Raw genomic sequence first — 25,726 nt, 5'->3', positions numbered from 1 at the left:
AGCCCGTACGCGATAATGGAAGGGTCGCGTACGGGCTAGCGTGAATCGGCCAATTTGCTCGCCTCGCAATTTTGGTTCGAGCTGAAATTAGGGTAGCGAGACGATGTGAAGCTGCTTAACAGTTTCCAATGTAGATGGTGTTAGAGTTCTTGTTGGCAACGCTGTTGCCATTCTTGTATGCAGTGATCCGTGTGTAGTATGCGGCGCAAGCTCCTCCTCCTGCCTGCTGGGGAGGGGCGCTCCAGACCCACTGTCCAATCTGGGACTTACACGCCGCAGGGCCAGAGTGGAAGATGCTACCCGGGGTGCCGGGCGAAGTGTTGCCCATGATGACGAGGCAGACGTTAGTGTAGTCGCCATTGTTGGTCGTACTTCCGGATCCCTTGACGTATCCGCCCTCGTAAATGGTAACCCCGATATCGATTACCGAGCCGGCGGCTTGCGCTGGCGAGGGAACGAGGGTGGCGGCCATCGTTGTGGCGGTAGCCATGGTTGCTAGAGCGATCCATGCGCGTTTCATCGATGCATCCTCCGTTGGAATTGCGCCAGACCATTCTCGCGCCTGACTTTCAGGCTTTTGGCGCGCTTGCCCTTAACGATAAGGGTGTCGATCTATAAAATCAACTCCCGTCGAAGTCTTGTTTAAGTTTGCGAGGGCTGGTACTGCGCGGGCATGCGGTAGGTTGGGTGGGGCGGGTAGTGTCTGGGCCATGCGACGGGTGATTCTCCCTGGCTGATGTCGATGCGGCTGTCGGTGATCGGGATACTCTGCCAGGGCAAGGCGTTGAGGGCGTCAAACAGCGCCCGCCGGCTCTCTTTGGCCGGGCCCACGAACTGCCCACCTCTGGGGCGGACGAGTTCGGCGGTGGCCTTGACCGTGTGCAACGCGAGGGTGTGCGACACCGATGAATCTGGTCGTCTCTCGCGCTCGCGGACGAGGGTGGTGGTGCAGCATCAGCGTACCGATGACCTGCTCGGCAATCCACCGCTTGCGCACCGCCGCGACCCCGACCAGTCCGGCCAGTGCGGTTCTGCGCATGTTCACTTCCCCAGGGAGTAGGAGCTTTTCAAAACAGTGTCTTGGCAAGGTGAGTTAATGTAAATAATCTCCATCTATGAATAGTCGACTGAAGCCTTCCTTCATCGCCTGCGCGGTGGTGGCGACGCTGGTCAGCAGCACCGTGCTGGCCCCACCGGCAGTGGCCGCCGACGTTCGACTGAGTCAGGTGACCGACCGCAGCGCCAGCGCCTTCACGTTGACCCCGGACTTCAGCCTGACCAGCTACGCCAACGCACTGGCCAGCCGGATCGGTGCGGACAACGTCGCCACGGTCCTGGACACCGCCAACCGCTCGGTTACCGCCTGCAACAGCAGTCAGCTCCAGGCCCAGCCTGAGTACTACGCGCGGACCGACATCCCGCTCGACCCCAGTCAGATCATCAGCTCGTCCGATCGGTTCTGCTGGAACGCCGAGGACAGCAGCACCAAGAACTGGCTCCCGCAGGGCATCACCGGCTCCTCGGACGCCGACGACGACCACCTCTGGGGTGAGGACCGGGTGATGACCGTCGCCTGGCACTACTCGGCCACGAATGCCGGCACGTCGTACGACAAGGGCGCCCGGATCTCGATGGTCGACCGGAACACCGGAAAGTACCGGCATGTCCTACTGGTGGAGCCGACGAGGACCAGCACTCCGAACTACAAGGCGATGGGCATCCACGCCGGTGGCATCGCCTGGGCCGGCAACTACCTGTACGTCACCGACACCGCCGTCGGCCTCCGGGTCTTCGACATGCGCAAGTTCCTCTGGGTGGACGCCGCCAACGGCAACCAGGTGGGCCTGGTCAACGGCGTCTACAAGGGACATGGTTACTCGTACGTCCTGCCGCAGATCGGTGTCTACAAGCAGGCCAACATCCAGAGTTCCTGCGTACCGGCGACCTCGTCGCTCTGCTTCTCGTCGTTGACACTGGACCGCAGCACCACCCCGGACACCCTGGTGGTGGGCGAATACCGCAACAACGTCGACACCGCCAACCTGAACGTGGTGGGCGGCCGGGTGGTCCGCTACCCGGTTGACGCCTCGACCCGGCAGCTCACCCTCACCGCCGGCAAGGCGGTGCCCCGGGATGCGGTCACCATCCCCAAGTCGAACATCCAGGGCGTGCAGACCTGGAACGACACCTACTACCTGGGCCGCTCGTCGGCCGACAAGCACAGCTTCTTCTTCACCGGGCCGCGCGACGTGCCGATGAAGACGTGGAGCTGGGGTGTCGGTGGTGAGGACCTCTACCACGAGCACACCGGTACGGGCAGCACCATGAGCGCCGGCAAGGTCTGGACCGCGACCGAGCACTACGTCGACCCCAACGGTGCGGTGATCGACAAGCGGGTGGTCTTCGCCGTACCGCTGTCGCAGACCTTCTGAGCCGCGCGTCAGGTGGCCGGGTTGGCACCGAGCGCCGCCAACCGGTCACCGACCCGGGCCACCGCCTCCAAGTCACCGATCTCGCTGAACAACCGGTACGCAGTGCGAAGCTGCTGCACGGCGGGGGCGGTACGTCGCGCGGTCCGGTGCAGGTCGCCGAGGCGGACCAGCATCTGCGCCGCCTGCCACCGATCACCGAGCGCCCAGCTCGTCTCCAGCGCCCGGCGGTAACAGTTCGCCGCCTGGTCCGACCGGCTCGCGTCCCGGTGCAGGTCACCAAGGGTGCAGAGGGTGAAGCGCAGTCCTTCGCGGTTGCCCGCCGCCTCCTGTAGCGACACCGCCTGCCGCAGGTGCTCGGCCGCCTCGGTGAACTCCCCGCGCTGCCGGTGGACGTCACCGAGGTTGGTCAGGCTGTACGCCTGACCCCGGCGGTCTTCCGCCACTTGGAACAGCGCCAGTGCCTCCCGATGGCGGTCGACCGCCTCGTCGAAGCGACCCAGACGGTCGTACGTCACCCCCAGGTTGTTGAGGTTCCAGGCGGCCAGGTGCTCGGTTCCGGTGCCGGTGCCGGCGAACAGCTCAGCCGCCCGCAGATGGCATTCCAGCGCCTGATCGAACTCCTCGATGTCGTCGTAGGCGGCACCGAGGCCGTTACGTACGATCGCCTCGCCCACCCGGTCGCCGATACGCGTCGCCGAGTCGACTCCGGCCCGGTGGGTGGAGATCCAGTCGCCCCAGTGCTTGCTGATGTTGAAATAGGCGAGTGACGCGGCGGCGAGCCGCCAGGCCAGGTCGTGTTCCCCGGTCCCGGCCGCCGTCGCGACCAGTGTCACCAACGCGGACCGTTCCACGTCGTACCAGGCCAAAGCGGCACCGCCGCTGGCGAAGACGATCTCCGGTGAGCTCGTCGCCCGGCCAAGCGGAAGCTCGGCCAGCTGCGGAACCAGTGTGTGTCGTGCAGCCATTGCGGCGTGTAGATACCAGGTGAGTACGCGCCGCAGCGCGGCCTGCCGTACCGCCGGGCCGTCGCTCTCGGCGGCCCGCTCGGCGGCGTACGCCCGCAGCAGGTCGTGCATACCGAACCGGCCGTCGTGTAGCTCCTCGATCAGGTGCGCTCGGGTCAACGTCCGGATCGACCGTCGGGTGCTCCGCTGGTCGCTGCCGGTCAGCGCGGCGAGTGCGGCGGTCGACGCGTCGAAGGAGAGCAAACCCATCAGCCGGAAGAGGCCAGCCGCCTCGGGGGACAGTTGACGGTACGACCAGGAGAAGACTGCCCGGATGTCGGTGTGCGGGTCGGTGCCCGCGTCGAGGACGTCGAGCCGTTCGCTCGGGCCGTCGAGATCGTCCACCACGTCGGCGAGGCGCAGCCCGTTACGTATCCGGATGGACTCGACCGCGATCCGGAGTGCCAACGGGAGGCGGGCACACCAGTCGACCAGGGCGACTGTCGCCTCTGTGCTGGCCCGGTTTCCGAGCAGCGTGCGTACCAGGTGCGTGGCGTCGGCGGGGGTGAGCCGGTCGAGGTCGATGCGGTACGCCCCGTCCCGGACGACCAGGCCCGCCAGCGAGTCCCGACTCGTCACCAGTACGAAGCAGGAGCGGCTGCCAGGTAACAACGGTCGGACCTGCTCCACACTTCGGGCGTTGTCCAGCACCACGAGCATCCGGCGACCGTCGACCAGGGATCGGAACCGGGCGGCCTGTTCGACCACGCCGACCGGGATCGTCGCTGCATCCAGCCCGAGTGCCCGTAGGAACCCGGCCAGTACGTCCGCCACCGAGACCGGGTCGCCGGGACCGTAGCCGTGCAGGTCGACGTAGAGCTGCCCGTCGGGGAACCACCGGCGGTGGTGGTGCGCCCAGCGGACCGCGAGTGCGGTCTTGCCGGCCCCGGCTGTTCCGGCGATCACGACGACCGGCACGGGCTCGTTCGTAACTGCCACCGGGTCGCCCGTAATCACCACCGGGTCGCCCGTAGCGGCCACCCGGTCACCCGGAGTCGGCACGGGTTCGCCCGTAATTGCCACCCGGTCGTCGCCGTCCGCCGCCGGGCACAAGTCGTCCAGGATGGACATCTCGCCGGCCCGACCGACGAAACCGGGCACGTCCCGGGGTAGCTGCGCGGGCGCGGTCCGCCGGGCGACCTCGACCGTGGCCGGACCCGACGCGGTAGTGGTCCACAGCGGCTCACCGTCGAGGATCAGCGCCGCCAACTGGCGTAGCTCGGCGCCGGGCTCCAGCCCCAACTCGTCGACGAAGGCGGTCCGAGCACTCTGGTAGGCCGCCAGTGCGTCGGCCCGGCGACCGGTCGCGTACAGGGCGGTGACGAGTAGTTGCTGGGAACGTTCCCGCAGCGGATGCCGGCGCACCAAGTCGGCCAGCTCCGTCACCACGGCAGCCGCCCGTCCGCACCCGATCTCCGCCTCGTAGAGATGTTCGGTGGCGATCAGCCTTCGCTCGGTCAGCCGAGCCGACTCGTCGGTGAGGATCGGGACGTCCAGCCCGGCGAAGGCGGTACCCCGCCAGAGGTCGAGTGCCTGCCGGAGCAGCCTGGCCCGCCCGTGCGGCTCGTCGAGCCGGTTCGCCTCGTCGAGAAGGCACTCGAAGCGTCGGGCGTCCACCTCGTCCGCGCGTGCCGTCAGGCGGTAGCTGTCCCGGCCGAACCTGATCCGATCGGGATCGCCGAGTACCCGGCGCAATTTGTGTACGTGCTGGTGGATCCGCTGACCGGCCCGCCGGTCCGGCGCACCCCACAACGCTTCGACCAGCACGTCCATTGGCACCTCGACGTTGGGCTGGGCTGCCAGGACACCGAGCAGCACACTCTGCAACCGGCCCGCCATCGGCAGGGTTCGGTCACCGTCGAGGACCCGTATCGGGCCAAGCACCTCGAAGTCCATCCGCCCCCGCTTCCTGCTCTGCACGACTGAACGAAGCGGCAGCGAAGTGGGAGGGAAGTCGCCCGGTCCACCGTGATGTGTCCGCATCCCACGTACCGGCCGGTGAGTCGACGCTACCCGGCCGGGTCCAGTCGAGAGGAGTACACATATGCGTAGACGACGTCGCGGCCTGCTCGGGGCCGTCGTAGCCGGCCTCACCGTCCTCGCCTCGTTCCTGGTCGCCCCGACGCCGGCGCAGGCCTACGGCTACCTCACCGTCAAGACCGCCCGGATCTACACCAACGCGGGCTGTAGCCGGGCCGGTGACGGAGTGATGCTGCCGGTTACTCGGGTTTCCGGTGGCTGCATGCTCTACGACAGCGCCGACAACACGTTCTTCCAGGACGATGCCGGTGGCATCGCGATGAAGTTCGAGCTGCACGACAGTCAGGGCATGGTCGGCAAGGTGGAGTTCCACCCGTACGACGAGAAGGTCTACGTCTACGACACCCGCAACGACGGGGACACCATCTACGTCAAGACCCGGATTGGTAGCGGTAGCCTCCGCGGCCCGTACAGCCCGACGGGAACCAGCAACCCGATCGACTACACGGTTGTCGACCACGATGCGGCAGAGGGCGCGACGTTCTACGTGTACATCTACGACGACGCGGCCGGCAGTGACCTCATCGTCTCCATGTACGGCATCGCCTGAGATTTTCGAAGCCCATCCCACACATTCCCGACCCGATCCGTCTGCCAGGCGACGCATCGACGCCACCGGCCAGCCGACTCGACAGGAGAAAGTGCATGCGTTCACGCCGTGGGCTGCTGGGGACCGCCCTCGCGAGCCTCACCATCCTCACCTCGTTCCTACTCGTTCCCTCGCCCGCCCAGGCTTATGGCAGCCTCACCGTTAAGTGGGCCCGGGTGGACACCGACAACTGCAACCGACTCTCCGGCAACCTGCCCGTGACCAGCTTCAGCAATGGCTGCATGCTCTACGACAGCGCCGACGACACCTTCTTCGAGAAGGATGCCGGCGGCGTGGCGGTGAAGATCGAGCTGCACGACGGCAGCGGCCTGGTCGCGAAGGTGGAGTTCCACCCGCTCGGCGAGAAGCTGTACGTCTACGACACCCGTAACGACAGCGACACCGTCTATACCTGGCTGCGGGTTGGCGGGCACTCCTACGGACCGTGGAGCGCGCCCGGCACCAGCGCCCCGGTCGAGCACCGGGTGGTGGACACCAGCATCGCGGAGGGCACCTACCTTCTCGTCGACATCTACGACGACAACGGCCACAGCGACTACATCACCTCGAAGTCGGGTTCCGCGTAGGAACTTGCTTCCTATTGGTGTGGCCCTCTACCGGGGGGAGAGGGCCACACCACGGCCTCAGGCGTCGGGTAGGGCATTCCCGGCCACAGCGGCTCGTCGACGACCCGGGGGCGGTGGAAGAACGCGTTCGACGTCGGCAGCGCCAGCAGCACCGAGGCCGCCACGACCGCCAGCAGTACGCGGCTCAGCTTCGACCCCGATGACCCGCTCGCCGAACCACCGCCGGACTGTCTGCTGCCCACCGTCTGGCGGATGGCGTACGCGTTGTATCGCGCCCATCAACCTGACAAGGGCAAGCTGTGCCGGTGCGGGGCGCGCTATCCCTGCGCCGGCTACCGTCAAGACCAGGTGCCGGCTACCGTCAAGACCAGGTGCCGGCTGCTAAGACCAGGTGCCGGCTGCAACGGCCCGAGCGACGTAGCTGCCGAAGTCGATCGGGTCGCGGCCGAGGAGTTCCCGCACCGCGTTGGTCGGCTTGGCGAGATGACCGGCTCGCATGCCCGCGAACATGATGTTGAGTGCCGTGGCGACGGCCTCCGGACAACCCTCCGCGATCAGCTCGGCGCGGTATTCCTCCGGCGTCAACTCCACGTATTTGATGGACCGCCCGGCTGCCTGGGCGATGGTTGCCACGGCCTCGCCGAAGGTGAGCGCCTGGGGCCCCGACAGGTCGTACACCTGCCCGTGGTGGCCGTCGGAGGTCAACAGCGTCGCGGCGACGTCAGCGATGTCCTGGGCGTCGATGAAGGGCTCCGGCGCGGTGCCGATCGGTAGCGCCAGCCGGCCGTCGAGCAGCGGTTGGCGCCAGGTGTCCTCGTCGAAGTTCTGGTTGAAGTTGTTCGCGCGGATGATCGTCCACCCGCCACCGAAGTCACGCAGGGCCTGCTCTGCGGCGACCATGCCCGGGGAGAAGTCCCCGAGCTTGTCGAGGCCCCGTCCAGAGAGCATCACGAATCGTCTGACGCCCAGCTTCACTGCCTGCGCCACGAAGTCGTTGGCCGGTGCCGGGTCCTCGGGAGCGATGAGATAGACCGCTGAGGTTCCCGCCACGGCCGACTGCCAGGTGGTTGGTTGCTCCCAGTCGAATCGCACCTCGCCGGAGCGAGAAGCCGGCCGCACGGATCTGCCCATCGCTCGCAGCGTGCGTACCAGCCGACGCCCGGTCTTGCCGGTTCCGCCAAGAACGAGGATCTCGTTCGCATTGTTCGTCATGGTTCCGAGTCAACCGGCCCGACCACTGACCGCACATGGCTGGTCGTACGCGGAGCATGTGTGATCGTCCGCGACCTACTGTGGCTGCCATGGACCTGTTCGACAGTCTGCTACGCAACGTCCGCGCGGAGGGGGCCGCCTTCGGCCGGTCGGTGCTGGCATCGTCGGGGGCGCTGCGGTTTACCGATGGGGCACCTCTGACGCTCTGCGTGCCGATGCGGGGCGAGGGTTGGATCGTCCACCCGGAGCGCGACGAGCCCCTTCTGGTAAGGGTCGGCGAGGCGGTCGTGGTGCGGGGACCGGAACCGTTCGTTTTCTCCGCCGAGCCACGGTCGAGCTTCCGGCCCGACGAACTGCGGGACGTCAGCTGCGGCCAGTCACTGGTGGCCCGGCCCTCGGAACCGAACCCAAACCCGAACGCGGACCCGAACGCGAACGTGGAACCGGCCGAGCAGATGGTGCTGCTGGCCGGGGCGTACCACGTCCAGGGCCAGGCACCGCAGTGGCTACTCAGGGTGCTTCCGCCGCTGCTGGTCGTACCGGATGCGCATGACTGCTCATCGCTGCGCGCCTACCTGGACTTCCAACTCGGCGGGTGCCGCCCGGGTCGGCAGATCGTGCTGGATCGCCTCCTGGACTGGCTGCTGGTCTGCACGATCCGGGACTGGTTCGACCAGCCGGGGGCCGAGGCTCCTCGCTGGTATCGGGCGTTGGGCGACGGCACGGTGGGTCCAGTGCTCCACGCCATGCACACCGATCCGGGTGAGCCGTGGACGCTCGCCTCCCTGGCCGCCCAGGCCGGGGTGTCCCGTACGACGCTGGCGAAGCGGTTCGCCGAGTTGGTGGGCGAGCCGCCGTTGACCTACCTGACCAGGTGGCGGATGACGCTCGCCGCCGACATGCTGGCCGAGTCCACCGCGACGGTCGCCGCCGTGGCGCGCCGCCTCGGGTACGCGGATCCCTTCGGCTTCAGCACGGCGTTCAAGCGGATCTACGGGATGAGTCCCAGCGAGCATCGACAGGTCGGCACGATGCCCCAGGTGCCCGAGGCGAATGTCCACGGCCGAGGAACAATGGTCGGATGCACTGGGCCGTGATCGACTCGCTGATCGGCGTATTCTCCGTCGCCACTGATGAGTCCGGGGTGTGCGGGGCGAACTTCGGGCCGGTAGAGACGGCCACGGCGATGCCCGACGATCGGCTTGCGGCGGCCGTCGCGCAGCTGCGGGCGTACTTCGCCGGTGAGCTGACCGAGTTCACCGTGCCGCTGTCGGTACGACGCGGGTCGGAGTTCGAACGGGCCGTCTGGGGTGAGATGACCAAGATTCCCTACGGCGAGACACGCACCTATGGCGAGGTGGCGAAGACGCTCGGCGATCCCGGGGCGGCGCGGGCGGTCGGTGTCGCCTGTAACCGCAACCCGATTCCGGTGATCGTGCCGTGCCATCGGATCGTTGGTGCGGGCGGCAGACTCGTCGGCTTCGGTGGCGGCCTGCCTCGCAAGCGCCAACTGCTCGAACTCGAAGCCGGGGTGGCCCTACGACGCGCGTGGTCCGGTTGACAACGGCCGTGCTGTCGCCGTACCCGAAGATGTTGGGTTGAACGACGCGAGGGCCGGGTCCATGCGGACCCGGCCCTCGACGGCGATGCGTCTGGGATCAGCGCTCGATGCTGCCGGCGATGAACTCCTCGACGGAGAGCCGGGCGATGTCGTCGGCCCGCTGCTCCGGCGGGGACTTCATGAAGTACGACGAGGCGGAGAGGATCGGGCCACCGATACCCCGGTCCTTGGCGATCTTCGCGGCGCGAACCGCGTCGATGATGATGCCGGCCGAGTTCGGCGAGTCCCACACCTCGAGCTTGTATTCCAGGTTGAGCGGCACGTCGCCGAAGGCACGCCCCTCCAGCCGGACGTAGGCCCACTTGCGGTCGTCGAGCCACTGCACGTAGTCGGACGGCCCGATGTGGACGTTGCGGCTGCCCAGATCGGTCTCGATGTTGCTGGTGACGGCCTGGGTCTTGGAGATCTTCTTCGACTCCAGCCGCTCCCGTTCGAGCATGTTCTTGAAGTCCATGTTGCCGCCGACGTTGAGCTGGTAGGTGCGGTCCAGCAGAACGCCCCGGTCCTCGAAGAGCTTGGCCAGCACCCGGTGGGTGATGGTGGCACCCACCTGGGACTTGATGTCGTCACCGACGATCGGCACACCGGCGTCGATGAACTTCTGCGCCCACTCCGGGTCGGAGGCGATGAAGACCGGCAGCGCGTTGACGAAGGCGACCTTCGCGTCGATGGCGCACTGCGCGTAGAACTTGTCGGCCTCCTCGGACCCCACCGGCAGGTAGGAGACGAGTACGTCGACCTGGGCGTCCTTGAGCACCTGGACGACGTCCACCGGCTCCTGGTCGGACTCCTGGATGGTCTGCAGGTAGTACTTGCCGAGCCCGTCGAAGGTCGGCCCGCGCTGCACGGTCACGCCGGTCGGCGGTACGTCGCAGAGCTTGATGGTGTTGTTCTCGCTGGCGACGATCGCCTCAGCAAGGTCCATGCCCACCTTCTTGGCGTCCACATCGAACGCCGCGACGAACTCCACGTCCGAGACGTGGTAGTCGCCGAAGGTAACGTGCATGAGACCCGGAACGCGGTCGTGGGGGTCGGCATTGCGGTAGTACTCCACGCCCTGGACCAGGGACGAGGCGCAGTTACCGACACCGACGATGGCGACGCGGACGGAGCCCATCGCGTTTGCCTCCTTCTTGTTCATCACGGCCGCTCCGGTTGGTTCCTGGACCGTCCAGGCGGATGCGGACTGCTTGCTGCTTCTCTTGCGGTTTTCGCGGCTTAGTTGTCTCGCGGTTCTCTCGGCGTGCCGAGGTCATCGCTGGTCGTGCTGAGATCGTCACCGGGGGCCCGGCCGGAGCGTTCGTTGGCGATGAGTTCCTCCAGCCAACGGACTTCCCGTTCGCAGGCGTCCAGGCCGTGACGTTGCAGTTCGAGGGTGTACGCGTCGAGCCGTTCGGCAGCGCGACCCAGCACGTCCCGCAGCCCCTCCCGGCGTTCCTCGATCTTGCGGCGGCGCCCCTCCAGGATTCGGAGTCGGGTCGCCTGGTCGGTACGGGCGAAGAACGCGAAGTGCACGCCGAAGCCGGTGTCGTCGTAGGTTTCCGGGCCGACCTGGGCGATCAGCTCGGCGAACCGCTCCTTGCCCTCGGCGGTGATCTTGTAGACCACCCGGCCGCGTCGGCTGGTGAGCGCCGGCACATCCTCGGCGTCGGCCGGCGTCTCGGCGGCCTCGGCTATACAGCCGGCCGCCTGTAGCCGGCGCAGCGTCGGGTACAGCGAGCCGTAGCTGATGGCTGCCCGGATCGCGCCCAGTTTCGCGGTGAGTTCCTTGCGTAGTTCATAGCCGTGCATCGGAGACTCCTGTAGGAGGCCGAGGATGGCAAGTTCGAGCATTGAACTCCCCTCCCTGTACCCACTACCGGAGCGGTGCAACCGCCGCGATGTATCGGACCGATACATCGCACGCTAGACCGGAAGGCGGCCGAGGGCAAACCGCCACTCCGCGCAATTTTTGTTACGGAACGTTACGGCGGTCGCCTCGTCGGTTCTGAGCGCGTACCCTTGCGCGCATGCGCACGCAGCGACAGGTGGTCGACTACTCGCTTCAGAAGCGAGCGCTGCTGCGTGAGGTGTTCTCCGGCCGCGTCGGCACCTATGAGGTCTGCGACGCTTCGCCGTACCTGAAGAACGCTGCTCGATTCCACGGTGAGCCGACCGAGGAGAGATGCCCGGTCTGCCGTCAGGATAATCTCACCCACGTCCATTACATCTATGGTGACGAACTCAAGCAGTCAGCTGGTCAGGCCCGCGCGATCGCGGAGTTGTCGATCCTGGCGATGACCCTGCGTGAGTTCCAGGTCTTCGTGGTGGAGGTGTGCCGCAGCTGTAACTGGAATCATCTCGTCGAGCAGTTCCTGCTTGGGCGGGATGGGTCGACCGGTGATGCTGGCGAGGCGCAGGACGGCCCCCAGGCCGCCTCGTCCGGAGCTGCCACCGGTGGACCCACTACTAGACGAAGGCGTGAGGCGCAACGGTGATCCCGGTTCCTCCGGTGGACCTTGATGCCATCCGTTCAGCAACGGGCACGCGCCAGACCATCGATCGGATCAGTCGGATGACTTCGAAGTGGCAGCCTTGGTTCGGCGAATCTGGCTCAGCGCGTGGCCTAACTCACGGCAACCCGGTGGTAGCGCATGCGTATCCCACCGCGACCGGCAGGGTGTGACAAATGAACTCGAACGGCGATCCCAGTTCCCCGCGTGGGCGGGCCCGGATACCGGGCTCCAATGGTGATCAGGGGCCAACGGCGGACGACTCCTATCAGCGTCGCGGCCCCGATGGTCCAGCGCAACAGTGGCAGCCGACGGAGAGCGGCCCCGGTGCTGGGTGGAGTGGCGGTGGTGATCGGCCCACCACCTCAGGTCCGGGCCGGGCGACACCCGGATCGAGCGGACGTGCCTCGGTTGGCTCGGCGGGCGTGGGCAGCGCCTCGGTCGGCTCCGCCTCGGCGGGCCGGGCCAGGGTCGGCCGGGCGTCGATCCCTGGATCGGCCCCGAATCCAGGTGGAGCCAATGACGACGCCGCGCCAGCGGGCCGGCGCTCCGCCGGACGGGCCTCCGTGGGTTCAGCTTCCGTAGGTTCAGCGTCGGTAGGCGGGCGGGCGACCGTCGGCCGGGCCGTGGTGCGTCCGGTCTCGCCGGCCGGACCCGGCACCCCGGACTTCGGTGGGCCGGGTACCCCCGGGGGTCGCACCGGGCGTCGGGCTCGGCCGGACGACAAGGTCCCGCCGGACGCGGCCAAGAAGGCCAAGCGACGCAAGAGGCTCAACTGGATCATCGCCTCGTTCGCGGTGTTCATCATGCTTGCCGGCATCGGAGTGGTGGGCTTCACCTACTACTCCACCAACATGGTGCTGCCGAATGAGATCGCCCCACCGCTGGTGACCACCGTCTACGCCAGCGACGGCAAGAAGGAACTGGTCAAGCTCGGCGAACAGAACCGCGTATTCGTCACCAAGGAGCAGATCCCCGACCACGTGCAGAAGGCGGTCGCCTCGGCCGAGGACCGCAACTTCTACGACCACTCGGGGGTCGACTACAAGGGCATCATCCGGGCCGCGTGGAACAACCTGACCGGCGGCGGCCGGCAGGGTGCCTCCACCATCACCCAGCAGTACGCCCGCAACGCGATGGAGAACCTGAAGGACGACTCGTACGGCCGGAAGGTCAAGGAGGCGATCATCGCCTCCAAGTTGACCGAGAAGTACACCAAGCCCGAGATCATGCAGCACTACCTCAACGTCATCTACTTCGGGCGGGGGGCGTACGGCATCGAGGCGGCGGCGCAGACGTACTTCAGGGTGCCGACCAAGGATCTGACCGTCGCCCAGGCGGCGGTGCTGGCTGGGCTGATCAAGCAGCCCGTCCCCGACAGTTCCACCGGACACAAGGGCTACGACCCGGCGGTGAACCCGGAGGCCGCGAAGGACCGGTGGAACTACGTCCTGAACGGTATGCAGGAGAAGGGCTGGTTCCCGCCGGGGCAGGCGCGACCGACTGACGCGGAATACCCGAAGGTTCAGCCACCCAAGGAAGGTAACGGCCTGGGTAACGGGGTCAAGACGCCGGTAGGCAACGTGGTCAACTACGTCTACGAAGAGATGGCCGCGATGAAGCTGTGCCAGCTCGGGAACGACCCGGCGAACAAGCTGCCCAACTGCGTCACCGAGGTCAAGGAGGGTGGTTACAAGATCAGGACCACCATCGACGCGAAGATGCAGGCTGCTGCTGAGGCCGCCGCCATGCGGGCCAAGAAGAACTCGGTGCTTGCCGACCAGCCGGCCAACCTGATGGCAGCGATGGTGGCGATCAACCCGAAGAATGGCCAAGTGCAGGCCTACTACGGTGGCGACGACGGCACGGGTATCGACTTCGCCGGGAAGAACACCCTCGGCGGCGTACTGACCGGGGGACATCCGCCGGGCTCGTCCTTCAAGATCTATACGTTGGCGGCGGGTCTCCAGGCGGGCAAGAGCCTCCAGTCGCACTGGAAGACGAAGAACTACAAGATTCCGGACACCAAGATCACGGTCGTGAACGCCGGTCGTACCGCCTCCTGCGGCGACTGGTGCAGCCTGGAGTGGTCCACGGTCGAGTCGTACAACGTGCCGTTCTATCACCTGACCAAGGAGATCGGCGCGGACAAGGTCGTCGACATGGCCAAGGCCGCCGGCATCACCACCATGTGGACCACCTCCGACAACCCGCCCGCGCCGATGGACCTCACCAAGAAGAAGGGGAGTGAGCTCTCCCCCGCCCCGTTCTGGGACATGGTGGCCTACGGGCAGTACCCGGTGACCGTGCTCGACCACGCCAACGGGGTGGCCACGCTGGCAAACCGGGGCAAGTACAACAAGGCCCACTTCGTGATCTCCGTCGAGAAGCAGAACCGGGATACCGGAAAGTGGGACAAGGTCGGCGGTGAGCAGTTGAAGCCGCAGCAGCGCATAGAACAGCCGGTGGCGGACGAGGTCACCTCGGCGCTGACCAAGATCCCGAGCAACAGCGGACTCGGCCTCTCCGGCTCCCGGCCCTCCGCCGGTAAGACCGGCACCTGGGAGTACGCCGACACGGCGTTCAACGCGGATGCCTGGATGGTCGGCTACACCCCGCAGCTCGCCACCGCGGTCTGGGTCGGCAGCAAGGACCCGAAGAAGCCGATGATCAAGGACAAGAACGGCCGCAGCGTCGGTGGTGCCGGCCTGCCGGGCGAGATCTGGCAGCAGTTCATGAACAACGCCCTGAAGGGGGCGGAAGTTCTGCGCTTTGCCCCGGCCACGGGGATCGGTGACCCGAACTCCGGCAACGGGATACCAACGACGCCGCCCAACCTGCCGGGCGGCGACGGCCAGACGCAGAACCCCAACTGCCCCATCCCCGACCCGAACAACATCTTCTGCAACATGATCCCGGGCGGCGGTAGTCCAGGGCCCACCACCCAGCCTGGGGACCCGAATGACGACAACAACCGAGGAGGCCGTGGCGGCGGGTTGACACCGACCCAGACACCACGAACCCGACAATGATCGGATGACCGTCGAGGGCGGCCGGGGCGACCCGGCCGCCCTCGACGTTTTCCGCATACCGGGCCGACACAGCCTGAGCCGGCCGGACGAAACCCCGCCCGGTACGGCAGGATGCCTGTGCATGAGCGCGCAGTCGACGGCCGGTATCGACGAACCTGAGCAGCCGGACCATCCGTCCCGGTCGGACGGGTTCGTCCGGGGACTCTCCCAGGCGATCGGTGGACCGCTCGGTTCGCACGCCGTCGGCATCGACAGCCCGACCGGCCGCGAAGGCCGGTTCTGGACCGCTGCCCGGATCGTGCTGGCCCTGGTCTGCCTGACCCTTGCCCTGCACTGGGTGCAGAAGTCGCCCTGTCAGGACGGCGCCTGGCAGAACAACATCCAGTACACCCGGTTCTGCTACACCGACGTACTCGCCCTCTACTACGCCGAAGGGCTCAACGAGGGCAAGGTGCCCTACCGGGACCACCCAGTGGAATACCCGGTGGTGACCGGCTACTTCATGGGGGCGCTGGGACTACCGGTGCACAGCCTCGGCGAGTCGAACCCCGAAATCAACCAGGGCATGTGGTTCTACAACCTGAACGCGTTGGTGCTCAGTGTGCTCGCGGTGGCCACCGTCGCGGTCATCCTCTCGCTGCGCCGCCGACGACCCTGGGACGCCGCGATGTTCGCCCTATCCCCGGCGTTGCTGGTCACCGCGACCGTCAACTGGGACCTGCTCGCCATCGGACTGGCCGCGTTCGGGCTCTACGCCTGGGCGAAGAGCCGACCCACCGCGGCGGGCATCCTGCTCGGCCTCGCCGGAGCGGCGAAACTGTGGCCGATCTTCCTCCTCGGTCCACTGCTCGTGCTCGCCCTCCGCGCCAACCGGGCCAAACAGGCCCTGGTGGCGATCGGCGCCGCCGCCGTGTCCGTGGTGGTGGTCAACCTGCCGATCGCACTGCCGTACCGGGAGAACTGGGGAAGGTTCTTCGACCTCAACACCGAACGGGCGATCGACTGGGGCACCCTCTGGTACATCGGGCGATACCTGGACGGCAAGTGGAACTCGGGCATCCCCGGTGACCAGGGACCGTTCCAGTGGCTGAGCAACAACATCCCGACGCTCAACTACCTGTCGTACTTCCTCTTCGGCCTGGCCTGCCTCGCCGTCGCGCTCCTGGCGATACGTGCACCGCGTCGTCCCCGGCTGGCCCAACTCGCCTTCCTGGTCGTCGCCGCGTTCCTGATCTTCAGCAAGGTGTGGTCGCAGCAGTTCGTACTCTGGCTGTTGCCCCTCGCGGTGCTGGCCCGGCCGCGTTGGGGGGCCTTCCTCGCCTGGCAGTTCGCCGAGGTCGGCTACTTCCTCGCCTTCTACGGCGAACTGCTCGGTGCCTCCGGCAAGCCGGTCATTCCCGAAGGGGTCTTCGTACTCGCCGCCACCCTCCGGTTGATCACCGTGGCCGCACTCTGCTGGCTGGTGGTACGCGACGTTCTCCACCCCGAGCGGGACGCGGTCCGGGCCACCTACCCCGACGACCCGGACGGCGGTGTCCTCGACGGCGCGCCGGACGCGCCCTGGGTCTGGTGGTGGCGACGGAACGGGAAGCCCCACACTGCGGCGTCCCAGCCACCGGATCTGGCCGCACCCGCTCGATGACCAAGAGCCGGCCGGCGCGGTTGAGCGCCGGCCGGCTCGATTGGTCCACGGGAATTCGTGACCCGAGTGGGCTACGACAGCCGGAATACCACCGTCTCGCCGACGTCCTCGCGCTGGATGCCGAGGTGATCGACCGGCAGGTCGATGGTGGTCTGCCACGGCGTGCCCGCCACCTGCTCGCGCATCATGATGACCGTCCGGACGCCGAGGTTCCGTAGGTGGCCGATGCTGGCCGGGTCGGGGAAACTCGCGGTGATCTGCCGAATCTCGTCCAACCGCTGGGGCGTGAATCCGCTTCCCCCGTTGACCACGTTCTGAAAACGGGTGGTCGACCAGAGCATGACGTTCTGGTCGACGTTCTGGTTGCTGGGCAGCACCAGGATCGGCCCCTGGGCGGTACGCATCGCCTCCGGCTGGGCCGGCACGACCGGGTGCGGCGTGACGTTGAGCCCCTCTGCCAGCACCAGCACCAGCGGAAGCAGGGTGACCAGCCGCAGCCACGGACCGGGCCAGGGCGGGATCCGTTCGGCGGCCACCGCGTAGGCCCTGGCCGCCAGCGCACTGACCGCGCCAGCGGCCAGGATGCCGAGCAGCAGGGTCGTCCAGATCATCAGCCGACCGGGGGTACGGATTCCGTTCCAGCCGGGTAGGTACTCGAAGAGCAGGTTGAAGGTGTAGGTGCCGCCGAAGAAGCGTGGACCCATCGCCAGGATGCCGGTGGCCAGCGCTCCGGCGAGCAGGAAGAGTCGCTGACGTACCGTCCAGATCGAGAAGAACAGGCCACCGAGGGCGAGCGCGTACAGCACGTAGCCGGGCAGCACCGTCGTCTCCGGCAGGCCGGGCAGCGCGGCACGTGCCTGCTCGTGCAGGTCACCCCAGATGAGGGACTCCGGCGGTGCGGTGAGGAAGCCGGTCGGCGGGATGGAGTACTGCTCTGCCTGGTTGAGGGTGCGCTCCGCACCGGGGTGAGCCTCGGCGACGGTGAAGTACGGGATCGCCAGCAGGGCACCGGTGGCCGCGAAGACCAGGCCGCCGACCGCGTCGGCGAACAACAGCTTGAAGCCGAACGGTCGCTGGACCTTCCGCATCCACCGCTGGATGATCCAGGTCACCAGCGCGACCAGCGCGATCACCGCCAGGGCGTACGCGAAGGGCAGGCCGATGCCGAAACCGAGGCTGATCTGCCAGGCCGCCACCAGCCAGCCGGCGAACGCCCAGCCGGCGTGCCGGCGTTCCGGCCGGTAGCCGTGGCGGAGCGAGTAGCCGTGTCCCCGGGCCAGCATGGCCAGCGCCAACGGGATGCCACCGTGGGAGATGACGTGCAGGTGTCCGGCCTGGGCCAGCAGCCACGGGGCGTACGCGTAGGCCACCCCGGCCACCGCCGCGCCGATCCGGCCCGAACCGAGTTGGCGCACCAACGCGTACGCCCCGAGGACCGCCAACGCGTGGGCCAGTACGAAGATGATGTTGTAGCGGAGGATGGCAGCGACCGGACCCTCACCGATCATGCCGGCGGGCGCGTAGCCGAGGAGGGTGTCGGAGAAGGCGAAGCTCCACTGCTCGGGAAAGAACGTGTTGGAGTGCCACAGTTGTAGCGGATCCGTCTTCAGGATGTGCCCGGACCAGGCCATCTGCCAGGCCTGAAGGGTCGGGTCCATGACGTCCTGCGGAATCGTGTGCAGCGGATAGCGCAGCGTCGGCCAGGTCATCAGGACAGCCAGCGCCACACTTGCCAGGCTGGCCAGGGTCCATTCGTGGATCAGGACCCGACCGACCGCCCGTACGCCTCGCCGAATCCGTCCCACCACCGGCTCGGGAGCCGGGGCGAAGGCGGACCATGGGTCGGCCGCGCCCGGCTCGGCCGCGTCGCCGTCCTTCTTCTCGCCGCTGGTCTTCTCGTCGCCGTCCTTCTTACCGTTGCTCTTCTTGTCGTCGTCCTTCTTGCCGTTGCTCTCGTCGTCGTCCTTCTTCGTGAGGTCGGGAGCGGTTCCGTCGACCTCGGTCTTGTCGTCGGCCGTCTTCGGCTTGGCCTTGCCCTTCTCCCCGACGGGTTCGCTGCTGCTGGCGGCTTCGCCGTCTCCAGCGGATTCGCCTTCCCCGGCGGTGTTGTTCTTGCCAGCGGGTTCGTTCTTCTCGGCGGGCTTGTTGCTGCCGTCAGGTTGGCCTTCTCCACCGGCGTTGTTCTTGCCGATGGGTTCGCCTCTTTCAGCAGATCCGTTGGGCCCACCGCTCGTGGCCTCGCCGGGCTTCGCCGTGGCGGGGGAGCCTGTGACGTTCGACTGATCGGTGGTCATGACGTCCGTTCCTATCCGCCCACGCGGTCGCGTAGGAATGCGATGTCCGCGGTCTGCCCGGCGGCTCCGCCCGGCGTCTCGACGACCACCGGTGCGTCTGCGGCTCGGACCACTGCGACCAAAAGCTCAGGATCGATCATTCCGTGTCCGAAGTTGTCGTGTCGATCCCGTCCAGAGCCGAAACCGTCCTTGGAGTCGTTCGCGTGAATCAGGTCGATCCGCCCGGTGATCGCCTTGATCCGGTCGACGATGTCGAGCAGGTCCTCCCCACCCGCGTGGGCATGGCAGGTGTCGAGGCAGAAACCGACGTCGTACTCGCCCACCGCGTCCCAGAGCCGGGCCAGCGCGTCCAACCGGCGGGCGCAGGCGTAGTCGCCGCCCGCTGTGTTCTCTATCAGCACCGGGGTGGCGAACCCGCCCTGCTCGGCGGCGTAGGCGAAGGTCTTCCGCCAGTTGTCGAAGCCGACCGCGATGTCGTCGCCCTTGCTCACATGGCCGCCATGGACGATCAGCCCCTTGGCGCCCACCGTCGCGGCGGCCGTAGCGTGGCTGAGCAGCAGCTTGCGGCTGGGGATCCGGATCCGGTTGTTCAGCGTTGCCACGTTGACGACGTACGGGGCATGGACATAGACGTCGATGTCGGCGGCGCGCAGTCGGTCGGCGTCCGTACGCGGCTCCGGAGCCTTCCAGCCCTGCGGATCGGCCAGGAAGAACTGGACCGTTTCCGCCTCTCGGGTGGCTGCCGCGTCCAGCGGGTCGGTCGGGTCGACGTGGGCTCCGATACGCATGAGGGCGAGCCTACGTCGCGCTACCGACCAGGCGGGGTATGCGGGCGGGCGAGGCAACCGACCCCCCGGGGGGTCGACTCTGGTCCGGTTCTGGTCCAACCCAGGTCTGGTCCGGGTCCGGCTCTGGTCCCGTCTGGGCCGGCTCTGGTCCCGTCCGGGTCCGGATCCGGGTCCGGCTCTGGTCCGAGCCCGGGTGCGATCGGCGGGCGCGTCACCGGACTGTTCGCGACTCGTTGGACCAGATGGAGGTCCAAGGGGCCTAACGGCTCTCGGACCCTGACGGTTGACCTTCCTGTCGAACTTGGAGAAGCCGTGCGGTCGCTGACTCGACAACATCGCCTTCCGGTGGCTGCCGTCGACCTTTGCGACAGCTCCGTGACGCCGGCGGGTGGGACTGCCACGTCGATGGTGACCAGGACAGGGATATCCCGTACCGGTGGACCTGTCGATGCGGGACGCGTTGACCTTGTCCGCGTTCTGCGGGTGCCCTTCGCCGTGCGGCCCGGCGCGGCGAAGGGCACCACCCCAAGTAGCAGGCGAAGTGAAGTGGCAAACCGGGTGAAAGCCTCTTTTGCTGATTAGGGCACAACACGGACTCTTGTTGCGTAAGATGACAACAGGATAGGCTCCGCGGGGCGCCTCCCGTCCAACCTCATCGGTGTGGTCGTTCCTCCCCAGGTCCCACCCAAAGAATGCGGACGAGGCGCCCCGCGGCTCTGCTGCGAGAAAGGCCCCTTCCTACGCGGAACGCGATAGGAAGGGGCCTTCCCAACGTCCCAGCTGGGTGTCAGCTCAGCGAGGCGGGACCGGCCAAGTCAGGTTGACTTGCTCCGGGTATCCTTGCCGGGTTGTCCGTGTGACCGTGGGATCCGCCCACCGACCACGCGGGCCACGACGCACGACCTCCTGCCACGGAAGGACCGTGGCCGCTAGCCCATAGGAGGTGAGCACGTCTTGCGTCATTACGAGATCATGGTCATCCTCGATTCCAGCCTCGAGGAGCGCACCGTCGCCCCGTCGCTCGACACGTACCTCAACAACGTGATCCGCAGCTCGGGTGGTTCGGTGGAGAAGCTCGACGTGTGGGGCCGCCGGCGCCTCTCGTACGAGATCAACAAGAAGGCCGAGGGCATCTACGCCGTCATCGACCTGCAGGCGACGCCTGAGGCGGTGGCTGAGCTGGACCGTCAGCTGCGACTCAACGAGTCGGTGCTGCGCACCAAGGTCATCCGGCCGGAGATGCGCTGACCGCATCCCCGGCACGTCCCCGTTCCCGGCACGCCCGGATCAGCCTCGTCAACTCTGTCGTACTGCTCTGGCAGCCTGACGACAGAGACTGATGAGCGCGCGAGGAGTTGGTCATGGCAGGAGAAACCACCATCACGGTCATCGGCAATCTGACCGATGACCCCGAGTTGCGGTTCACCCCGTCCGGCGCCGCAGTCGCCAAGTTCCGAGTCGCCTCGACGCCCCGGACCTTGGACAAGGCCTCCGGCGAGTGGAAGGACGGCGAGCCGCTGTTCCTTTCGTGCACCGTGTGGCGTCAGGCGGCTGAGCACGTCGCCGAGTCGCTACAGCGGGGCGCCCGCGTGATCATCTCGGGTCGGCTGCGTCAGCGGTCGTACGAGACCCGCGAGGGCGAGAAGCGTACCGTCATCGAGCTGGAGGTCGACGAGATCGGCCCGTCGCTGCGGTACGCCACGGCGAAGGTGCAGAAGATGTCGCGTTCCGGCGGCGGCTTCGGCTCCTCCGGTGGTGGTGGCGGTAACCAGGGCGGCGGAGGCAACTTCGACGACCCCTGGGCCACGGCGGCCCCGGCTTCATCCTCCTCGCGCTCTGGTTCGGGCGGCGGCGGGAACTTCGACGACGAGCCTCCGTTCTGATGGCGCCGAGCGCCCGCGATCGCAAACCAGGAGCAAGAGCAATGGCAAAGGCTGCGGCACTGCGCAAGCCGAAGAAGAAGGTGAACCCGCTCGACAAGGACGGGATCACCTACATCGACTACAAGGACACCGCGCTGCTGCGCAAGTTCATCTCCGACCGCGGCAAGATCCGCGCTCGGCGGGTGACCGGCGTTACCTCGCAGCAGCAGCGTCAGATCGCGCGTGCGGTCAAGAACGCCCGCGAGATGGCGCTCCTGCCGTACACCGCCACGGCCCGCTGAGAGGAGGCACCGATATGAAGATCATCCTGACTCAGGAGGTGTCCGGCCTCGGTGCCCCGGGCGACGTCATCGAGGTGAAGGACGGCTACGGCCGTAACTACCTGCTTCCGCAGGGCTTCGCCATCGCCTGGACCAAGGGTGCGGAGAAGCAGGTCACGGTTATCAAGCGGGCCCGCTCGGCGCGCGAGATTCGCGACCTCGGCCACGCCAACGAGGTCAAGGGTCAGCTTGAGGGCCTCAAGGTCAGCCTGCGGGCTCGGGCCGGCGAGGGTGGCCGCCTGTTCGGTTCGGTCACTCCGACCGAGATCGTGGAAGCGGTCAAGGCCGCTGGCGGTCCCGCTCTCGACCGGCGTCGGCTGGAGCTGACCAACACCGTGAAGTCGGTCGGCACCTACCCGGTACGCATCAAGCTCCACCCGGAGGTCACCGCCAAGTTCGACCTGAACGTGGTAGCGGCCAAGTAATCGGGTAAGGCTGAGCATCCGACGGTCACAGGCTGTCGGTAGACCCAACGAACGGGGTGTCACACCACTGGGTGTGGCACCCCGTTCGTCGTACCCCCGTTCGTCGTACCCCGGTTCGGCAACGGCGTCGTCTGGCAAGGCGGCAACGGCGGCGGGCTCGACAAGACGGCAAGTGGTAACTCGGTGGCTGGCGGGTTGGCCAGCGAGACTTTCGGGATGACACATGGCAATGGGCCGTACCGGCAGATTCGTCGACGATGATCGGACGTTGTTCAGCCAGCGGCAGGTTATCCCCAAGGTTTTCTTTATCCACAGCCTGTGAGTTGAGGAAGGGCAGGTCAGGGTGCGTTTCCCCAGGCTTCCCCAATAGTTGTCCACAGGCTGTGCACAGGTTTCCACACATCAACCCGCCCACTGTCCACAGGTTGTCCCAAGGCTCGTCCACCGCTGCGGTTGAGGTGCTGACCTGCTCTTTCGTATGGTTACCGCTCGACCTTCGGCCCGGAGTAAGCGATATCCCCCGGTCGAGTTGTCCGGACCAGGTCGAACGAACGAGTCGTACTCCGGTGGTATCGCAGGAGACAGCTGAGGCTGCGGAGGGGGACCGGTGTCGATCAGCGACGACGTACGGGCAGATCTTCGATCTGCCGCTCCACAGCAGGGCGTACCAGCTCAGCGGGACACCCAGTTCGACAAGACGCCGCCGCAGGACATCGCTGCGGAGCAGTGTGTGCTCGGCGGCATGCTCCTCTCCAAGGACGCCATTGCCGACGTTGTGGAGATCCTGAAGTCCAACGACTTCTACCGGCCCATCCACGCGACCGTCTTCGACGCGATCCTCGACCTGTACGGCCGGGGCGAGCCGGCAGACGCGATCACCGTCGCCGCCGCTCTCGCCGACTCGGGAGACCTGGGACGGGTCGGCGGTGCGCCCTACCTGCACACGCTGATCGCCAGCGTGCCGACTGCGGCCAACGCCTCCTACTACGCCCGCATCGTCGGCGAACGGGCTGTGCTGCGCCGGTTGGTGGAGGCGGGCACCCGGATCGTGCAGCTCGGCTACGGCTCGGCGGCCGGTGGGGGCCGCGACGTGGACGACGTCGTGGACCTGGCCCAGCAGGCGGTCTACGAGGTCACCGAACGGCGGGTGAGCGAGGACTTCGCGGTGCTCGCCGACATGCTCCAGCCGACCCTTGACGAGATCGAGGCGGTGGGTGCCCAGGGCGGGGTGATGACCGGGGTGCCGACCGGTTTCAGCGACTTGGACCGGCTGCTCAACGGACTGCACCCCGGACAGTTGATCATCGTCGCGGGTAGACCCGGCCTGGGTAAATCGACCGCTTCTATGGATTTCGCCCGCAATGCTGCAATTCGGGCAAATAATGCCAGTGCCATCTTCTCCCTGGAAATGAGCAAGGTCGAGATCGTCATGCGGCTGCTCTCAGCCGAGGCGCGGGTGCCGCTGCACGTGCTACGCAGCGGGCAGCTCTCCGACGACGACTGGACCAAGCTGGCCCGATGCATGGGGGAGATCAGTGAGGCACCGCTCTTCGTGGACGACACCCCGAACATGAACCTGATGGAGATCCGGGCCAAGGCGCGACGGCTCAAGCAGCGGCACGACCTGAAGATGATCGTTGTCGACTATCTCCAGCTGATGAGTTCGCCGAAGCGTACCGAGAGTCGTCAGCAGGAGGTAGCCGAACTGTCCCGTGGCCTGAAGCTGCTGGCCAAGGAGGTCGAGTGCCCGGTCATCGCGGTGAGCCAGCTCAACCGTGGCCCGGAGCAACGTACCGACAAGCGGCCCCAGTTGTCCGATTTGCGGGAATCTGGGTCAATTGAACAGGATGCTGACGTGGTCATCCTTTTGCACCGAGATGACTACTATGACAAGGAGTCACCGCGGGCCGGTGAGGCCGACTTCATCGTCGCCAAGCATCGAAACGGCCCCACCGACACGGTGACGGTGGCTGCGCAGCTGCACCTGTCCCGCTTTGTCGACATGGCGATCGTCTGACCCGACGATCTGTCCGATCGTCCGTCCCGCGTCCCGCGTCCCGCGTCCCGCGTCCCGCGCGCGATTGTCCACACAGAATCATGATCATCCACTGGCAGACGCAGACGCAGACGCAGACGGTCCCCGTGACCAGGGAATGGCCGCACGATGTCGCTGTCGACATGCGCGGCCCGGTCCCCGATCACGAGGACCGAACGATCACGACGAGCTAACCGATCACGACGACCGGGTGGAGCAGATCAGTCGAAGAGTTCGCCGAGGAAGCCCTTGTGCCGCTTGTGCCGGTAGTGCCCGTGGTAGCCGTGGTGCTGGCCACCGTAGACGGGTGCCGGCGGGTAGCCGTGCGCCGGTGGTGGTGGCGGCGGGACGTGCCCCGGCGCAGCGGGGTAACCCGGCTGGTGCGCCGGGGGCGGCGGGGGCGGCGGGTACGCACCACCGGGCGCGGGCGGGACACCGGGCGTTTGCGGGGCGCCGCCCTGCTGACGGTTCCACTGGGCCTCGGCGTCGAAGAGCTTCTCAAGCTCGCCCCGGTCGAGGAAGATGCCGCGGCACTCGCCGCACTGGTCGATGGTGACGCCACTGCGCTCGTACTGGCGCATGCCGCCATGACACTTGGGACAGGTCAGTTGCATTCCTCGAAGGTACCGGCTCTCGTCACCCTTCTGCCGCCAGCGTCGCCTGCACTTCCGCGTCCGAAACCTCATGAAAGTCTTCGTAGTACAGCCCGACCGCGCCGAAGTCCGGCGGTCGTTGCAGGCAGACCACCTCGTCGGCTGATGCGACCAGCAGTTCGTACGCCTCTTCGGAACCGACCGGCACGGCGAGGACGACACGCTGTGCTCCCAGTTGCCGGGTCACCGCCACGGCGGCGCGGGCGGTAGCCCCGGTGGCGAGTCCGTCGTCGACGATGACGGCGGTGTGACCGTCCAGGTTGAGCGGTCTCCGACCGGCGCGATAGAGCCCTTCCCGGCGAGCCAGTTCGGCTTTCTCCCGCTGGACGACCTTGTCGATTTCTTCCTGGTCCAGTCGTCCGGCCGGTCCGTCGGTGAGCACCTGCACGCCGCCCGGTCCGATTGCCCCGAAGGCGACCTCGGGGGCCCAGGGCACGCCGAGTTTGCGGACTACCAGGATGTCCAGTGGCGCACCGATCCGTTCCGCCACCACAGCCGCCACCTCCACGCCGCCCCGGACCAGGGCGAGCACGATGACGTCGGATCGACCGACGAGCGCGGTGAGCCGTTCGGCGAGCGCGGCTCCCGCGTCCGCTCGGTCCCGGTAGATCGTGGCCATGCCTAAGGTTTACGCCTCGATGGCCGGGCCTGCCCGACAGTCGGCGCAGAAACCTAGG

General features: G+C 67.0%; 22 protein-coding genes. 13 read left to right on the top strand and 9 right to left on the bottom strand.

Annotated features, from left to right (window positions below; genetic code table 11):
- Nucleotides 1-1,115: 1,115 nt before the first annotated feature.
- Entirely contained in the window at nt 1,116-2,432 is a 1,317-nt protein-coding gene (locus FHR38_RS14055; protein WP_184535096.1) for a hypothetical protein, read from the top strand.
- A gap of 8 nt (nt 2,433-2,440) precedes the next feature.
- On the opposite strand, the gene FHR38_RS14050 is transcribed toward FHR38_RS14055, so the two are convergent.
- Nucleotides 2,441-5,356, bottom strand: coding sequence for an AfsR/SARP family transcriptional regulator (locus FHR38_RS14050; protein WP_184535095.1), 2,916 nt, complete (start codon nt 5,354-5,356; stop codon nt 2,441-2,443).
- Nucleotides 5,357-5,480: 124 nt separating this feature from the next.
- On the opposite strand from FHR38_RS14050, the gene FHR38_RS14045 reads away from it, so the two are divergent.
- Together FHR38_RS14045 and FHR38_RS14040 are read left to right on the top strand one after the other, a co-directional pair.
- Nucleotides 5,481-6,026, top strand: coding sequence for a hypothetical protein (locus FHR38_RS14045; protein WP_184535094.1), 546 nt, complete (start codon nt 5,481-5,483; stop codon nt 6,024-6,026).
- Nucleotides 6,027-6,121: 95 nt separating this feature from the next.
- Nucleotides 6,122-6,652: a hypothetical protein gene (locus tag FHR38_RS14040; RefSeq protein ID WP_184535093.1), complete on the top strand. Its 531-nt coding sequence runs from the start codon at nt 6,122-6,124 to the stop codon at nt 6,650-6,652.
- A gap of 11 nt (nt 6,653-6,663) precedes the next feature.
- On the opposite strand, the gene FHR38_RS14035 is transcribed toward FHR38_RS14040, so the two are convergent.
- A complete protein-coding gene (locus FHR38_RS14035) occupies nt 6,664-6,894 on the bottom strand; it encodes a hypothetical protein (protein WP_184535092.1) in 231 nt (76 codons plus the stop codon).
- A gap of 139 nt (nt 6,895-7,033) precedes the next feature.
- Nucleotides 7,034-7,864 (bottom strand): NAD(P)H-binding protein, encoded by an 831-nt coding sequence (locus FHR38_RS14030; protein WP_184535091.1) that lies wholly within the window; start codon nt 7,862-7,864, stop codon nt 7,034-7,036.
- An 89-nt stretch (nt 7,865-7,953) separates the two neighbouring features.
- Between FHR38_RS14030 and FHR38_RS14025 the strand changes: the two genes are divergently transcribed.
- On the top strand, nt 7,954-8,961 hold the full coding sequence (locus FHR38_RS14025) for an AraC family transcriptional regulator (RefSeq protein WP_184535090.1): 1,008 nt from the start codon (nt 7,954-7,956) through the stop codon (nt 8,959-8,961).
- Nucleotides 8,946-9,425 carry a methylated-DNA--[protein]-cysteine S-methyltransferase gene (locus FHR38_RS14020; RefSeq protein ID WP_184535089.1) on the top strand — a complete coding sequence of 160 codons (480 nt, stop codon included), beginning with the start codon at nt 8,946-8,948 and terminating at the stop codon, nt 9,423-9,425. Before FHR38_RS14025 ends, FHR38_RS14020 begins: the two co-directional genes overlap by 16 nt.
- Nucleotides 9,426-9,522: 97 nt before the next feature.
- Here the strand turns inward: FHR38_RS14020 and FHR38_RS14015 are convergent, their stop codons facing one another.
- Both FHR38_RS14015 and FHR38_RS14010 read right to left on the bottom strand, forming a co-directional pair.
- Nucleotides 9,523-10,602 carry an inositol-3-phosphate synthase gene (locus FHR38_RS14015; protein ID WP_184539653.1) on the bottom strand — a complete coding sequence of 360 codons (1,080 nt, stop codon included), beginning with the start codon at nt 10,600-10,602 and terminating at the stop codon, nt 9,523-9,525.
- Between the two features lie 101 nt (nt 10,603-10,703).
- Nucleotides 10,704-11,318, bottom strand: coding sequence for a PadR family transcriptional regulator (locus FHR38_RS14010; protein WP_376771402.1), 615 nt, complete (start codon nt 11,316-11,318; stop codon nt 10,704-10,706).
- Between the two features lie 176 nt (nt 11,319-11,494).
- On the opposite strand from FHR38_RS14010, the gene FHR38_RS14005 reads away from it, so the two are divergent.
- The 3 genes from FHR38_RS14005 (at nt 11,495) to FHR38_RS13995 (ending at nt 16,651) form a co-directional block, all read left to right on the top strand.
- Nucleotides 11,495-11,962 (top strand): DUF5318 domain-containing protein, encoded by a 468-nt coding sequence (locus FHR38_RS14005; RefSeq protein ID WP_184535088.1) that lies wholly within the window; start codon nt 11,495-11,497, stop codon nt 11,960-11,962.
- Nucleotides 11,963-12,153: 191 nt separating this feature from the next.
- On the top strand, nt 12,154-15,009 hold the full coding sequence (locus tag FHR38_RS14000) for a transglycosylase domain-containing protein (RefSeq protein WP_184535087.1): 2,856 nt from the start codon (nt 12,154-12,156) through the stop codon (nt 15,007-15,009).
- 121 nt (nt 15,010-15,130) lie between these two features.
- Nucleotides 15,131-16,651, top strand: coding sequence for a glycosyltransferase family 87 protein (locus tag FHR38_RS13995; protein WP_184539652.1), 1,521 nt, complete (start codon nt 15,131-15,133; stop codon nt 16,649-16,651).
- 71 nt (nt 16,652-16,722) lie between these two features.
- On the opposite strand, the gene FHR38_RS13990 is transcribed toward FHR38_RS13995, so the two are convergent.
- Both FHR38_RS13990 and FHR38_RS13985 read right to left on the bottom strand, forming a co-directional pair.
- Nucleotides 16,723-18,945 carry a putative glycosyltransferase family protein gene (locus FHR38_RS13990; protein ID WP_184535086.1) on the bottom strand — a complete coding sequence of 741 codons (2,223 nt, stop codon included), beginning with the start codon at nt 18,943-18,945 and terminating at the stop codon, nt 16,723-16,725.
- A gap of 11 nt (nt 18,946-18,956) precedes the next feature.
- Entirely contained in the window at nt 18,957-19,733 is a 777-nt protein-coding gene (locus tag FHR38_RS13985; RefSeq protein WP_184535085.1) for a deoxyribonuclease IV, read from the bottom strand.
- 954 nt (nt 19,734-20,687) lie between these two features.
- On the opposite strand from FHR38_RS13985, the gene rpsF reads away from it, so the two are divergent.
- From rpsF to dnaB, 5 genes are all read left to right on the top strand, one after another.
- Nucleotides 20,688-20,981, top strand: coding sequence for a 30S ribosomal protein S6 (gene rpsF / locus FHR38_RS13980; protein ID WP_184535084.1), 294 nt, complete (start codon nt 20,688-20,690; stop codon nt 20,979-20,981).
- A 113-nt stretch (nt 20,982-21,094) separates the two neighbouring features.
- Nucleotides 21,095-21,616, top strand: a complete 522-nt coding sequence (locus tag FHR38_RS13975; protein ID WP_184535083.1) for a single-stranded DNA-binding protein — start codon at nt 21,095-21,097, stop codon at nt 21,614-21,616.
- Between the two features lie 41 nt (nt 21,617-21,657).
- Nucleotides 21,658-21,897 (top strand): 30S ribosomal protein S18, encoded by a 240-nt coding sequence (gene rpsR, locus FHR38_RS13970; RefSeq protein WP_007073789.1) that lies wholly within the window; start codon nt 21,658-21,660, stop codon nt 21,895-21,897.
- 14 nt (nt 21,898-21,911) lie between these two features.
- Nucleotides 21,912-22,361, top strand: a complete 450-nt coding sequence (gene rplI / locus FHR38_RS13965) for a 50S ribosomal protein L9 (RefSeq protein WP_184535082.1) — start codon at nt 21,912-21,914, stop codon at nt 22,359-22,361.
- A 613-nt stretch (nt 22,362-22,974) separates the two neighbouring features.
- Nucleotides 22,975-24,378 (top strand): replicative DNA helicase, encoded by a 1,404-nt coding sequence (gene dnaB / locus FHR38_RS13960; RefSeq protein WP_376771478.1) that lies wholly within the window; start codon nt 22,975-22,977, stop codon nt 24,376-24,378.
- Between the two features lie 239 nt (nt 24,379-24,617).
- Here the strand turns inward: dnaB and FHR38_RS13955 are convergent, their stop codons facing one another.
- Both FHR38_RS13955 and FHR38_RS13950 read right to left on the bottom strand, forming a co-directional pair.
- Nucleotides 24,618-25,010 (bottom strand): TFIIB-type zinc ribbon-containing protein, encoded by a 393-nt coding sequence (locus FHR38_RS13955; RefSeq protein WP_184535080.1) that lies wholly within the window; start codon nt 25,008-25,010, stop codon nt 24,618-24,620.
- A 22-nt stretch (nt 25,011-25,032) separates the two neighbouring features.
- A complete protein-coding gene (locus FHR38_RS13950; RefSeq protein ID WP_184535079.1) occupies nt 25,033-25,668 on the bottom strand; it encodes a phosphoribosyltransferase in 636 nt (211 codons plus the stop codon).
- Between the last annotated feature and the right edge of the window lie 58 nt (nt 25,669-25,726).

The organism is Micromonospora polyrhachis (genome assembly GCF_014203835.1).
Lineage (GTDB): Bacteria > Actinomycetota > Actinomycetes > Mycobacteriales > Micromonosporaceae > Micromonospora_H > Micromonospora_H polyrhachis.
Note: the sequence above shows the minus strand (reverse complement) of the source record. Positions and strands in the feature narration are given on the sequence as shown.